General features: G+C 52.4%; 11 protein-coding genes, 1 other RNA gene and 1 pseudogene. 4 read left to right on the top strand and 9 right to left on the bottom strand.

The genetic code is table 11. The annotated features are described in order from the left end of the window. Positions 1-23: 23 nt before the first annotated feature. Positions 24-1,595: an EAL domain-containing protein gene (locus EC843_RS12805; RefSeq protein ID WP_121814208.1), complete on the top strand. Its 1,572-nt coding sequence runs from the start codon at positions 24-26 to the stop codon at positions 1,593-1,595. Positions 1,596-1,636: 41 nt separating this feature from the next. On the opposite strand, the gene EC843_RS12800 is transcribed toward EC843_RS12805, so the two are convergent. From EC843_RS12800 to EC843_RS12790, 3 genes are all read right to left on the bottom strand, one after another. Further along, on the bottom strand, positions 1,637-1,990 hold the full coding sequence (locus EC843_RS12800) for a DUF1428 family protein (protein WP_064549091.1): 354 nt from the start codon (positions 1,988-1,990) through the stop codon (positions 1,637-1,639). 96 nt (positions 1,991-2,086) lie between these two features. Then, positions 2,087-2,905 carry a GNAT family N-acetyltransferase gene (locus tag EC843_RS12795; protein WP_121814209.1) on the bottom strand — a complete coding sequence of 273 codons (819 nt, stop codon included), beginning with the start codon at positions 2,903-2,905 and terminating at the stop codon, positions 2,087-2,089. A 34-nt stretch (positions 2,906-2,939) separates the two neighbouring features. After that, positions 2,940-3,554, bottom strand: a complete 615-nt coding sequence (locus tag EC843_RS12790) for a hypothetical protein (protein ID WP_064549126.1) — start codon at positions 3,552-3,554, stop codon at positions 2,940-2,942. A gap of 90 nt (positions 3,555-3,644) precedes the next feature. On the opposite strand from EC843_RS12790, the gene EC843_RS12785 reads away from it, so the two are divergent. Next, positions 3,645-5,075, top strand: coding sequence for a PLP-dependent aminotransferase family protein (locus EC843_RS12785; protein ID WP_133522340.1), 1,431 nt, complete (start codon positions 3,645-3,647; stop codon positions 5,073-5,075). A 23-nt stretch (positions 5,076-5,098) separates the two neighbouring features. Here the strand turns inward: EC843_RS12785 and ffs are convergent. Next, an RNA gene (gene ffs / locus EC843_RS12780) (signal recognition particle sRNA small type) lies at positions 5,099-5,195 on the bottom strand. Positions 5,196-5,367: 172 nt separating this feature from the next. Between ffs and EC843_RS12775 the strand changes: the two genes are divergently transcribed. Continuing rightward, positions 5,368-5,679 carry an MGMT family protein gene (locus EC843_RS12775; protein WP_133522339.1) on the top strand — a complete coding sequence of 104 codons (312 nt, stop codon included), beginning with the start codon at positions 5,368-5,370 and terminating at the stop codon, positions 5,677-5,679. 131 nt (positions 5,680-5,810) lie between these two features. On the opposite strand, the pseudogene EC843_RS12770 reads toward EC843_RS12775, so the two are convergent. Next, a pseudogene (locus EC843_RS12770) lies at positions 5,811-6,323 on the bottom strand (YbaY family lipoprotein); the annotation flags it as partial. A gap of 215 nt (positions 6,324-6,538) precedes the next feature. On the opposite strand from EC843_RS12770, the gene tesB reads away from it, so the two are divergent. Next, complete coding sequence (tesB, locus tag EC843_RS12765) at positions 6,539-7,399, top strand: acyl-CoA thioesterase II (RefSeq protein WP_064549101.1); 861 nt, start codon at positions 6,539-6,541, stop codon at positions 7,397-7,399. A 157-nt stretch (positions 7,400-7,556) separates the two neighbouring features. Here the strand turns inward: tesB and amtB are convergent, their stop codons facing one another. The 4 genes from amtB to EC843_RS12745 all read right to left on the bottom strand — a co-directional run bounded on the left by amtB (position 7,557) and on the right by EC843_RS12745 (position 13,017). Beyond that, positions 7,557-8,843 carry an ammonium transporter AmtB gene (gene amtB / locus EC843_RS12760; RefSeq protein WP_133522338.1) on the bottom strand — a complete coding sequence of 429 codons (1,287 nt, stop codon included), beginning with the start codon at positions 8,841-8,843 and terminating at the stop codon, positions 7,557-7,559. Between the two features lie 32 nt (positions 8,844-8,875). Then, on the bottom strand, positions 8,876-9,214 hold the full coding sequence (gene glnK, locus EC843_RS12755; protein ID WP_002891893.1) for a P-II family nitrogen regulator: 339 nt from the start codon (positions 9,212-9,214) through the stop codon (positions 8,876-8,878). Between the two features lie 253 nt (positions 9,215-9,467). Further along, positions 9,468-11,246, bottom strand: coding sequence for a SmdB family multidrug efflux ABC transporter permease/ATP-binding protein (locus tag EC843_RS12750; protein ID WP_064549105.1), 1,779 nt, complete (start codon positions 11,244-11,246; stop codon positions 9,468-9,470). After that, entirely contained in the window at positions 11,239-13,017 is a 1,779-nt protein-coding gene (locus tag EC843_RS12745) for a SmdA family multidrug ABC transporter permease/ATP-binding protein (RefSeq protein WP_133522337.1), read from the bottom strand. The genes EC843_RS12750 and EC843_RS12745 overlap by 8 nt, the downstream gene beginning before the upstream one ends. Positions 13,018-13,048: the final 31 nt, after the last annotated feature.

Below are 13,048 nucleotides of genomic sequence, written 5' to 3'. Positions count from 1 at the left end.
AATTTCTCACGGGGTCTAAAAGAATGACATCCCGAAAGCTTATTAGCCTGGTCAGTGGCATACTTATTTTGGCGGTTTTGCTGCCTATTTTGTTAAGCATTTATCTTGCTCATCGTAATGCCGAGCAAGTTTTTCATAACGAACTGGGAGAGTTTGCCGATCACGCCTTGTACCGCACCGGCAATGTTATCGAGCAGGCTGTTGCTGCTGTTGATGATATTAACCTCAATAAAGACAATACCTGCTCTCCGGCTCATGCGGAGGCCATGCATCGCATCGCCCTTGAATATCGCTATGTGCAAGAAGTGATATTTCAAAAGGATGACCATCTTCTGTGTAGTTCGCTGGAGTTATTCAGCCACGGTGAAACCCTGGGTAAACCCGAACATTCTGGTAGTTATGGCTTTAATGCATGGTATACCACGCCACCGCTGCCAGGCTTTAAACGCAAGATGATCTATATTGGCAAGTTCTCTCATGTTGCCTTAGTTGACCCGATGTCCTTTATTGACGTACTACCATTTGGTAAATACACGCTAAATATTGCCATGGTCGGTCTGGCTAAACAGAGAATAATTGCCAGCAATAGTCACTATATTCCAGACGCGTGGCGTGAACCGCTGAAACAAGGTGTAGAGGAATTTCAAAGCGAGAACGATTTTTATGTTATCCGTCGCAATCCAGAAACTGGCCTGGCCATGGTGGCCTGGGCTTCACTGGAGCCGCTGAATACGGTTTGGTATGAGCAACTATTGATTTGGCTACCCGTCGGTTTAGTGATTAGTCTTCTTGCGGGTACATTCTTAATTCGTGTTCTGCGCCGGTTATTATCACCACGTAACCGCTTGATGGACGCCATTAAAAACCGTGAAATTAGCGTGGTATATCAACCTATTGTCCATCTTCAAAGCGGTGAAAGCGTTGGTGCTGAAGCATTAATTCGCTGGAAGCAGCAAGATGGTTCAATGCTGAATCCTGATGCGTTTATTCCGCTGGCGGAACAAACCGGGCTGGTCACGCAATTAACTGAACAAGTCATTGAGCTTATTTTCCTCGAGCTTGGCGAGTGGCTTAGCCAAAACCCAGACCACCATATTTCGGTTAATCTGGGCGTGCGCGACGCAAGAAGTCTACATATTCTTGAAGTCATTACCCCTTATCTAAGTCGTTATTCCGTTAAACCAGAGCAAATTGCACTTGAAATTACCGAGCGGGGTTTTGCCGATCCGAAAGTGACAGCACCGATTCTTGCGCAATATCGCAAAGCGGGCCATGCCATTTATATTGATGATTTCGGTACTGGTTACTCGAGTCTCAGTTATTTGCAGGATCTCGATGTCGATATCATTAAAATAGATAAGTCGTTTGTCGATGCGCTGGAATATAAAAACGTCACGCCACATATCATTGAAATGGCCAATACTCTGGGGGTTTTAATGGTGGCCGAAGGTATTGAAACACCCGCTCAGGCCTCGTGGTTACGCCAGCAGGGTGTGCAGTACGGGCAAGGTTGGTTGTACAGTAGAGCGCTGCCGAAAGAGGAGTTTATTGCCTGGGTGGCGAACTATCACGCCAGGGCAACGAAGCGCTCTTGACGCCAGATCAGGCTACCTGGCCTGGCGTCACCCACCCTTTTTTACTCGTCAAGCAGTGGTGCAAAGCCACCATATATCATGCGCTTGCCATCAAATGGCATTGACTCACCAAACTCTTTCATCCGTGGGTCAGACATCATTTTGGCATTTGCTTGATCGCGAACTTCTTTGGAAGGATATTCAATCCAGCTGAAAACCACTTCTTCTTTCTCTTCAGCTTTCACCGCCATACGAAAATCAGTGAGTTTGCCATCGGGCACATCGTCAGCCCAACACTCTACTACGCGTAACGCACCAAACTCTTTGAATAGCGGCGCCGCTTTCGCGGCCATTTGCTTATACGCATCTTTATTTGCTGCCGGTACAGCAACAACGAAACCATCAACATAATGCATGGTGAACCTCCACGGTGTGGTGAAGACGGGTAGATGTTTTCCACCCGTGATGATTGCGATTGATAAGTTTAGTCGTTGAGAATGAAAACTGCTTACTCAGAGTTTGAGTAGCATTTCATATTGCGTAATGGGGTCTTGACGGTAGCCGCAGCTCAGGAAAAGAGGAGACATTTGTTCAGGGATAGCCGCTGCAGTTGCAATACCTGGGAAGCGCTCACGCAATAACATCAGCAGCTTTTTCGCCAGCCCTTTGCCTCGCGCAGCCGGATCTACATACAGCATTCGTAACCTGAGGTATGGCGCCGTCACTACCATGGCGTAAGCGGCATCTTGCAGCGAAAATGCCTGGCCGGGTAATTTAAACAGCGTCTCCCCCCCGCTTAACCACGGCAAACGCAGGTGCGTATCGGCCATCATTTTTTTGGCAACCATCAGAGGATCGACTTCAGTTAATTCGTTGGTGGCAATAAAGCGCGCCGGGCTTGTAGCGTAAAATCCGACGAACGTATTCTGACGCACAAATCCCATACGCTCATACAGTGCCAGCCCACTGTCGTTACCGACGATGACTTCCAGCCACATGTTGCGGTCGCCACGCGCTTTCGCTTCATCAATTAATTGCTGCATGAATTGCCTGCCAAACCCCTGCCCACGCAGTTCAGGGCGAATAGCAAATGCGGCGAGGCGACAGGATTGGCCACGGCGACTGATGATCGCCAACGCTTTCGGTTCATCGTTTTGCATCCACACACGGCTATCATTGAGGCTCATATCTTCAGCGGCAAAACGCGAGGCAAAGGCCTTGCCGTCAATGGTGAAAGGGACTAAATACCCTTCAAAACAGTGAGATAAAATTTCTGCTAACTGATAGCTACTAAAATGTGCCGCCGCTTTGCTAATGACCGTGTTGTGCATCGTGACCTCAAACTGTCGGTTTTAGGTTTCAACATTAGGGTACTATTGTCGGTTCAACCAGTTTTTTCTCCCGTTGAATATGAATACGAAACCACGGCAAACAGAGTTGAATTAATGGGCCAATCGCCAGCGCGTATAACACCGTCCCGACGCCAAATGTGCCGCCCATCAACCATCCCGCCAGTAAAACCGTCAATTCGATGGCGGTGCGTACACTGCGCACCGACCAACCCGTTCGCGCGTTAATCCCGGTCATTAAGCCATCTCGTGGCCCTGAACCAAACCCAGCGCCGATGTACATCCCCGTGGCAATCGCATTCACCAGTATCGCTGCCAACAGCAAAATACTGCGCGCTGCCAGCGATTCAAGCGGCGGCATTAAGGCTAACGCGGCATCAGCGGCCAACCCCAACACAATCACGTTGCTGATGGTCCCAAGCCCAGGTTTTTGGCGCAACGGGATCCACAGCAGCAGCACCAACGCGCCGACCACAATCATCACCATGCCAATATTAAGAGAGAAGATCCGCGCCACACCAAGGTGGAACACATTCCATGGATCGGCCCCTAAATTGGCTCGCACAAACATGGCGGTAGAGACACCGTATAGCACCAGACCGGTATACAGTTGCAGCAAGCGACGAGCGATCATTATCTTCACCTCAGAAATCTTTTGTGGCTTTACTTTCACGCAAAATGGATCTGATATTAAGGTCCAGTTAATACAAAGTGGATTGCTATGACACAGCGCAGAACCGGTTCATCATCGCTGACAAAATTGCTGGGAAACTGGCAACAGGATTTACCGCGCTCCCCGGTTTATCGCCAACTGGCGGATGGGCTACGGTTGCTGATTCTGGATGGACGCTTGCCGCTCGATTGCCGCCTGCCTGGTGAGCGAGAACTGGCAGCCGCACTCGGTATTAGCCGTACCACGGTCGCCACCGCGCTGGCTCAGTTGCGGGATGAAGGATATCTGGCAAGCCGACAAGGTTCAGGTTCTGTCACCATGCTGCCGGAAGGGCGGCAAACCGTCTCTCCTCTTCCTGGCCGGGCGACCACATTAGATCTTTCCACTGCGGCACTCACTGCCGGGCCAGAAATTCATCAGGCCTATGCTCAGGCACTGATTGCCTTGCCAGAACATTTAGCGACGACCGGTTATAACCAGCAGGGTTTGCCTGAACTGCGTGAGATTATCGCGCAACGCTATGCCGCCCGCGGGCTGCCAACTGACGCCGATCAGATTATGATCGTCAACGGTGCGCTGAGTGGTTTTGGCTTGATCTTACGTTTGTTAACCGGCCCTGGCGACCGCGTGGTCATCGACCAGCCTACTTACCCGATGGCACTCGCCGCCATTAAAGGAGCGTCATGCCGTGCTGTTCCCGTTAGCCTGACACAACAAGGTTGGGACACTGAAGGAATGGCAGCCACCATTGCACAAACTTCGCCACGGCTGGCCTACTTGCTGGCCGATTTTCATAATCCTGTCGGCTGCTGTATGGATGCCACAACTCGTGCAACCATCGCTGATATTGCCGCCCGAACACGTACCACAATAGTGGTCGATGAAACCATGGCCGACCTGTGGTACGACGCCCCACCACCGCCACCACTGGCCGCTTTTGATGATGCCGACCGGGTGATTACGCTAGGTTCCGCCGGAAAAAGCTTCTGGGGTGGTTTGCGCCTCGGCTGGATACGCGCCAGTACACGCACCATTGCTTCGCTGATACAAATCCGCGATTCGCTGGATTTAGGCTCGCCAATCCTTGAGCAACTTGCCGCGATTAACCTGTTTAACGACGCTGAAAACTTTTTACCCCAACGCCGTGAAATTTTACGCCAGCGCAGAGATGCCTGCGGTGCAGCCATTAAAGAACTGTTTCCCGACTGGAAACTGACCGTGGTGCCACAAGGGGGATTATCGTGGTGGATTGAGTTGCCAAAACCATTGGCGACGGTGTTTGCCGCAAGTGCAGAATCGCAAGGCATCCGCATTGGCGCAGGGCCACGTTTTGGCATTGATGGCGCATTTGAACGCTATTTAAGAATGCCGTTTACGTTAGAAACCACGGAAATGCGCATCGCGCTGGAACGATTAAAACCGATTTGGGAGAGTGTTGCGCAAACAGGTAGTGAATATCTAAGAAGAACGGTGGTTTAGCAGACCCCAGAATTGGGTGGGGGCCCTGCCAGCTACATCCCGGCACACACGTCATCTGCTGCGGCTGCTTCCTTCCGGACCTGACCGAATTCACAAATTAGTGTTGCGGGAGAACCAACAGGGCCCCCATTGAGAGCGCTAGTTACCTAACGCGCTGGCGCATTATCCATGTTGCCCCCGGCAATTGCAAGCAAGGAGCGGTCAGGTGTTGCTTTCTTGCGCACCCCCAGTTTTTCTTTCTAGTTTAGTACACGACGATTATCCTTACCGGCATCCTGATTTGGAGTTTGCTATGGATAACAACGATTCATTCCCGCAGCGTGTTTATCAGATTATTGCCGCTATTCCTGAAGGTTGCGTCACCACATATGGCGATGTGGCGCGCCTGGCGGGTTCACCGCGTGCCGCACGACAAGTCGGAGGTGTTCTCAAGCGCTTACCTGAAGGCAGTAAATTACCGTGGCATCGCGTCGTGAATCGTCATGGCACGATTTCGCTGACCGGCTCGGATCTACAGCGCCAGCGGCAAGCTTTGCTATCAGAAGGGATTATGGTGTCTGGGGACGGGAAAATTGAGATGGAACGTTATCGCTGGAATTACTAGCAGCGCCTCCGTGAGGGGATTAGCCAGTTGTGTCGGATGACGCTGCGCTTATCCGACCTACGATATCAGCGTCAAGCGCCTCCGCAGAGGCGCTTATATGCTTAGTATCAGTACTGCGTTGGCGCAGGAACGGTCGATACCGCACCACCGTTATCCTGGACTGGAACCGCCGTTTGCTGAACGGGCACCAGGGTCAGGTCTGCTTTGGTCCCACCGTTGTTAATGACCGGCTGAATGGTATCGGTGATAAACATCAGCTGATTGTTTACGGTGATCGCCGCACTCAAGATGATGCGAGCGTTAGGCTGAATATCCGCTGGGTTAAACGGCAACACAAAGCTGAAAGGTGATTGCTTCCCTTCAGTACGGACCGCTCTTTGCGACAGCACTCTTGACGGAGCATCTGCCAAAGATGCGTCAGACAATGTCACCGTTAGCACCGCATCCGGCGGAAGCGCAATACGCTGACGAATCCAGACTGTCCCCGATACATTCGGCTGTTGAATATCAGATTGTGCTAATGCTGCCGCTGACGACGTCGTCGCAGCTGGGGCTGGCGTTGGGATGTCAGCACTTTTGTTATGCGCGCATCCCGTCAACGCAACTGCCATGGCTAAACCACTTAACGTGTGCACAAGTTTCATTGATTTGTTCTCCTTTTATCAACGCACCAGCAGGCTTCAGGCCCACGAGTAATGAGTGGTTAAATATACTTATCATGCTAAGTGTGGCACAAACTTCTGACTTTTTCTGAAAACTAAGACATTTCGTCAGGTCGGGCCACTGAGTGGCGATTACAGGAAACCTGTTATAATCAGGCCAATTGCGCGATTTTTGTTAATTCCATTGAGGACCTTTTATGAGTCAGGCGCTCAGCAATTTGTTGGCATTACTCAATCTGGAAAAGATTGAAGAAGGTATTTTTCGTGGCCAGAGCGAGGACTTAGGTTTACGTCAGGTATTCGGTGGGCAAGTTGTTGGCCAGGCGTTGTATGCCGCCAAAGAAACCGTGCCAGCTGAACGTCTGGTGCATTCATTCCACAGTTATTTTCTGCGTCCCGGCGATAGCCAAAAGCCGATTGTTTATGACGTCGAAACCCTGCGTGATGGCAATAGTTTCAGCGCTCGTCGCGTGGCGGCGATTCAAAATGGCAAACCCATTTTCTATATGACCGCCTCTTTCCAGGCGCCAGAACCCGGTTTTGAACATCAAAAAGCTATGCCTGGAGCCCCTGCGCCGGAAAACCTGAAGTCAGAAACAGAAATCGCCATGGCGTTTGAAAAGCTGCTGCCTCAGAGCCTGAAAGAGAAGTTTCTCTGTGAAAAACCGCTGGAGATCCGCCCGGTGGTGTTCCACAACCCGATGCAAGGGCATGTCGATGAGCCGGTACGCCAGGTGTGGATGCGTGCCAACGGGAAAATGCCAACCGAGTTACACGTCCATCAGTACTTGCTGGGTTACGCCTCTGATTTTAACTTCCTGCCCGTCGCCCTTCAGCCTCACGGCGTCGGTTTCCTGGAGCCGGGCATGCAGGTGGCGACAATCGATCATTCGATGTGGTTCCACCGCCCGTTCGATATGAATGACTGGCTGCTTTACAGCGTGGAGAGTACTTCGGCTTCTAGTGCGCGCGGTTTTGTTAGAGGTGAATTCTATTCACGCGATGGCGTGCTGGTGGCGTCTACGGTGCAAGAGGGGGTTATGCGTAAGCGAGGTTAAGATTGGCTCGCCCTCACCCCGCCCCTCTCCCCCAGGAGAGGGAGAAGGTCAGAGTAAACACCGGTTATCCCCTCTCTCTGAGGAGAGGGAGAAAGTCAGAGAAAACACCGGTTATCCCCTCTCCCTGGGGAGAGGGCCAGGGTGAGGGGGAAATCATTTATGCGTTGTAAGCATTCTCGCCGTGGCTGTTCACATCCAGGCCTTCACGCTCATGTTCTTCTGGTACACGCAGACCAACTGTCAGGTCAGCCACTTTGAAGCCAATGAACGCGGCTACCGCAGACCAGACAATCGTCACCCCGATACTTTCCAGTTGCACCAGGATTTGATGGCCCATGGTCACGCCTTGTGCATAGCCCACACCACCCAGTGAAGTTGCGGCAAAGATACCGGTCATGATGCAACCTACGATACCGCACACGCCGTGGACACCGAACACATCACAAGGGTCATCGACACGCAGCCATTTTTTCAGCAGCGTCACACCCCACAAACCGGCCAGACCCGCTACGATACCGATAATCAGTGCACCGCCGACGCCAACATAACCACACGCTGGAGTGATACCGACCAGACCTGCAATGGCACCGGAACACGCGCCCAGCAGAGAAGGTTTGCCACGCAATGCCCACTCACCAAATACCCAGCCGAGGACGGCAGCGGCAGTTGCAACAACCGTGTTCACAAAGGCCAGAGCGGCGATTTCGTTTGCAGCACTTGCCGAACCGGCGTTGAAGCCAAACCAGCCGAAGTAGAGGATCGCAGTACCGGTAAACACCATCGGTAAGTTGTGCGGTTTGAACGCTTCTTTACCGTAGCCAACACGTTTGCCAATCAGGTAAGCACCTACCAGGCCCGCAACCGCGGCATTGATATGGACGACAGTACCACCCGCGAAGTCCATTGCACCGTGTGTTGCCAGTAAGCCACCACCCCACACCATATGGGCAATCGGCACATAAGAGAGCGTCAGCCAAATCACGACGAAAATCAGCACCGCTGAGAAGCGAATACGTTCAGCCAGCGCTCCAACAATTAGGCCCACGGTGATACAGGCGAAGGAACCCTGGAACGCCACATGAATATATTGGTAGAAAGAGCCCATCAACGCGGTGAGCTGAATATTCTTCAGCAATACCCAGTCGAAGTTACCAAAGAAGCTGCCACCGGAGCCAAAGGCCAGGGTATAGCCATAAACCACCCACAGCACACAAACCAGCGCAAACGTGACCGTTATCTGAGTCAGCATCGACAGCACGTTTTTGGAGCGAATCAGGCCACCGTAAAACAGCGCCAGCCCAGGTATTGTCATAAACAGCACCAATGCGGTGCTAATCATCATAAAGGCGTTGTCTGCTTTATCGGCCACAGCGGGTGCCGCAAGCGCGATTGATGGCGCAAGTGCCAGGGCTACAACGCCTAAGATAGAGGCTAATTTCTTCATTTTTTCCATCCCTTTCACGAGTGGCAAGACGATTACAGTGCAGCTTCGTCGGCTTCGCCGGTACGAATGCGGATGACGCGTTGCAGTTCAGCAACAAAAATTTTGCCATCGCCAATCTTGCCGGTGTAGGCAGCTTTGCTAATGACATCAATCACTTCATCAAGTTGATCATCGGCAATTGCCACATCAATTTTCACTTTAGGCAGGAAATTGACGCTGTACTCAGCACCGCGGTACAACTCTGCGTGACCTTTCTGGCGGCCAAAGCCTTTAACCTCGGTAACAGTCAGCCCTTGAATACCGATTGAAGACAGCGCTTCGCGTACATCTTCGAGTTTGAACGGTTTGATCACCACGGTAACCAGCTTCATAGATCCCCTCCAGTCAGAATTGGGTAATTGCCCTTGCAACACTGATTACATAAAGCAAAGGCCATGCCAAAAATGAAAAACAGGTTTTTTCAACGCGTTAAGCCGCGCCGAATAAGGGTTGATGGGGAAGGAATAACGATGACTGGGATTAAGAAAGTTCTTAGGTAATAAAAACGCACCATTTCAGTGCATGGTGCGTTTCGCTTCTGCACCAATGGAGATACCCATTGGATTTATGCGTGCTTTTGGTGCATCAAGCGGTGGCAGGCTCTTCGCGAGTTGCCGCGGCTAATTCTTCACCTGCCAGTTGCAGCTGGTACATCTGCCAGTAACGGCCCTGTGCTGCCAGCAATTCACTGTGCGTACCACGTTCAACAGCCTGCCCACGGTGCAACACCAGAATGGTATCGGCATCGGTAATAGTCGATAAACGGTGAGCAATCACCACCAGCGTGGTGTGCTCACGCACCGCGGCCAGCGCATGTTGAATGGCCTGCTCGGTGCCGGAGTCGATATTTGCTGTTGCTTCATCGAGGATCAAAATCTGCGGTGCATCCACCAGCACGCGTGCCAGAGCCAGTAATTGCTTCTGACCAACAGACAAGTTATTGCCCTGCTCGCCCAACCGCGTGTAGATGCCATCACTCATGGTGCGAGCCAGTTCTGCCAGTTGCACCGTTTCCAGCGCTTGCCAGACCGCCGCTTCGCTGATGTCGCGCCCTAGCGTGACGTTAGCAAAGAAAGAGTCCGCCAGTACCACCGGATCTTGTTGCACCATCGCTACACCCTGGCGCAACACACTATGGCTCAGCGTATCCAGAGGGCGGCCATCAAGACGAATTTCACCGTTGGTCAGCGGGTAATAGCCCATCAACAAGTTTGCGAGGGTACTTTTCCCACTTCCGGTATGTCCCACCAGCGCCACAAAACTACGCGCCGGGACATCAAGGTGAATATCCTGCAATACCAGACGGTCACCGCGATAGGCGAAAGAGACGTTATCCACCTCGATATGGCCGCTTTCCAGCGGACGAGTATCGTTGCCGTAATCCTGGCGCTTACCGTCCATTAATTCGAACACGCGTTCACCTGCCACCACTGCCTGTTGCAGCATCGATTGTTGCGTGGTGAGTTCAATCAGCGGCTCGTTAAGACGCCCCAAATAGTTAATAAACGCGTATAACACGCCAACTTCAATGGTGCCAACTGAGGTGAAACCGAACAGCATCAGCAAGCCGCACAGCACCATTGCGGAAAACAGACTCAACAACGGTCGTAATAAAAAACCATCGAGGCGCAAGGTTTGCATCCGCGCTAAATAGTGCGAACGGCTCGCCGCCCCCATCCGCTCGCCAAATCTTGCCTGTTGGCGGAACTGCTGGATGACGCTCATCCCGTTAATCACTTCGTTAAAGCCATCGTTGATATCCGCCAGATAGCTACGCACCCGGCGCACAATCGGTGTGCTGTAACGCTGGTAGATAAACATCACGATGATCACCGCCGGGAAGATGCAGACCGCCACCGACGCCATGCGCCAGTCGAGGCTGAACATCGCCACCAGCATCGCGCCAATCAGTGCGGCACTGCGCAATACTGTCGCAACGACCGTCACGTAGAGATCGCGAATGACTTCGGTGTCGTTGGTAACACGGGAAATTAATTGCCCAACCGGCTGGGTATCAAAGGTACTCAGTGGCTGGCGCAATGCGGCATCCATCACGTCAGTACGCAGCTTTTGTACTACGCCAACAGCGGCCTGGTTAAATAATAAAGCCTGCCAGTAATGCAGCGTCGCCGCCGAAATTGACAGCAACAGGTAGGCTGTTCCTAGCCCCGCTGCCGCCGCAATCGGCATGCGATGCTCAGACACCATGTTATCAATAAAATAACTCACTAAAATCGGGCCGCTGACTTCGGCAGCCGCCGCAATCCACAACATCACTACCGCCCCTGCGAGCGGTTTACGCCACGGTGAGCCATATGCCAGCAGGCGTTTGATGGTTGGCCATTGCTGTATGGATTTACGCATTGGCAGGTTCCTCGTCTACCGTCGTTTCTGGCGCATCATCCAGCGCCGCTTCCAGTTGTTGATAACGATACATGTCGCGATACCAACCAGACTTCCCTACCAGCACATCGTGATTGCCGCGTTGGGCAACATGCCCGTGCTGCATCACGAGGATTTCACTGGCTTCGGTCAAAGCCGACAGACGGTGCGCGCTAATAATAACGGTGCGGTTTTCGCCCCACTGGCGCAGGTTATGCAGGATTTGGTGCTCGGTACGCCCGTCAACGGCAGAAAGCGCGTCGTCGAGGATCAAGATTTCTGCATCAAGCAATAATGCACGAGCGATAGAAATACGCTGTTTCTGGCCGCCGGATAGCATCACGCCACGCTCACCGACTTCAGTTTCGTAACCTTGTGGTAAACGCAGAATATCGTCATGAACGCTGGCAAGCCTGGCAACATGTTCAATTTCCTGCTGCGTGGCGCCCGGTTTGCCCAAAGCAATATTGCTGGCCACCGTGTCAGAGAACAAGAATGGTGTCTGATTGACCACCGCCAGACGGCTACGCCAGGAGTCGAGCTGCATCTGCACCAGCGGAATACCATGGAAACAAATCTCACCCTGGTCGATGTCAAAATGACGCTGGAGCAAGGACAGAATGGTACTTTTCCCGGCGCCCGTTGGGCCACATAACCCCAACATTTCGCCTGGTTTTAAGCTGAAGGAGACATTTTCAAGTGTCGGGCGTGCGGTTTGCGGATAGTGGAACGCCTGGATATTCGCTTCAACTGTACCGCGACCGGCTGGCGCTTCTTTGGTGCCATCGGTGACTGACGGCGCTTCGGAGAGCATGCTGCGAATTCGGCTGTACGCCGCACTGCCGCGCTCAACAATATTGAACATCCACGCCAGCGCCAGCATCGGCCAAATCATCAGGCCGAGGTACATCACAAAGCTGGTGAGTTGCCCAAGGGTGAGCGAACCCTGAATCACCATCCAACTGCCGCCGCCGATCGCCAGCAGGTTTGCGGTGCCGATGGTGATATAAATCGTCGGATCAAAGCGTGCATCCACCCGCGCCACTTTCATGTTTTTCTCGCCAGCATCTTTAGCTTCAGCGGCAAACAGCGCGGATTGGCGGTCTTCAAGACCAAAGGCTTTAATCATGCGGATGCTGGATAAACTTTCCTGCGTGCGGTCATTTAGCGTTGAGAATGCGGCCTGGGCGAGTTTGAAGCGTTGATGTAATTGGTCGCCATAACGTTTGATGACCAGCGCCATAACTGGCATAGGTAACAGCGCGAGCAGCGTCAACTCCCAGCTGATTTGCGTCGACATCACGATTAATACCGCGCAGCCCATCACCAGCGAATCCACCAGCGTTAACACGCCTTCACCTGCAGCAAAAACCACGCGATCAACATCGTTTGTCGCGCGTGCCATTAAGTCACCGGTGCGGTGACGTAGATAAAACTCGGGATGATGGCGGCTCAACTGGCGGTAATAATCTTCGCGCAATTCAACGGCAAGCTGGTAGCTTGCCCCGAACAACAGCACGCGCCAGACGTAACGTAGGATGTAGACGATCACCGCGATAACCAGTATCACGCCAATCCACATCAGCACGTCGCTGCCAGAAAGGCGCTGTTGAGTCACACCATCGACAATTACGCCCACCAGTTTTGGCGGCACAAGTTGCAAGATAGCAATGATAATAAGCAAGGCGACAGCCCCGAGATAGCGTCGCCATTCGCGGGTGAAGTACCAGCTTAATTGAGCAAATAATCGCACGCAGTCAAATTCCTGAGAAATACTAGTGAAA

The organism is Buttiauxella sp. JUb87, from assembly GCF_004361975.1.
GTDB classification, from domain to species: Bacteria; Pseudomonadota; Gammaproteobacteria; order Enterobacterales; family Enterobacteriaceae; genus Buttiauxella; species Buttiauxella ferragutiae.
This window is presented reverse-complemented; position numbering and strand designations above follow the sequence as displayed.

Bases quoted from the DNA above. Each gene is read 5' to 3' on its own strand.
- EC843_RS12805 (WP_121814208.1), top strand. From the start codon at position 24: ATGACATCCCGAAAGCTTATTAGCCTGGTCAGTGGCATACTTATTTTG.
- EC843_RS12800 (WP_064549091.1), bottom strand. From the start codon at position 1,990: ATGCATTATGTTGATGGTTTCGTTGTTGCTGTACCGGCAGCAAATAAA.
- EC843_RS12795 (WP_121814209.1), bottom strand. From the start codon at position 2,905: ATGCACAACACGGTCATTAGCAAAGCGGCGGCACATTTTAGTAGCTAT.
- EC843_RS12785 (WP_133522340.1), top strand. From the start codon at position 3,645: ATGACACAGCGCAGAACCGGTTCATCATCGCTGACAAAATTGCTGGGA.
- EC843_RS12775 (WP_133522339.1), top strand. From the start codon at position 5,368: ATGGATAACAACGATTCATTCCCGCAGCGTGTTTATCAGATTATTGCC.
- tesB (WP_064549101.1), top strand. From the start codon at position 6,539: ATGAGTCAGGCGCTCAGCAATTTGTTGGCATTACTCAATCTGGAAAAG.
- amtB (WP_133522338.1), bottom strand. From the start codon at position 8,843: ATGAAGAAATTAGCCTCTATCTTAGGCGTTGTAGCCCTGGCACTTGCG.
- glnK (WP_002891893.1), bottom strand. From the start codon at position 9,214: ATGAAGCTGGTTACCGTGGTGATCAAACCGTTCAAACTCGAAGATGTA.
- EC843_RS12750 (WP_064549105.1), bottom strand. From the start codon at position 11,246: ATGCGTAAATCCATACAGCAATGGCCAACCATCAAACGCCTGCTGGCA.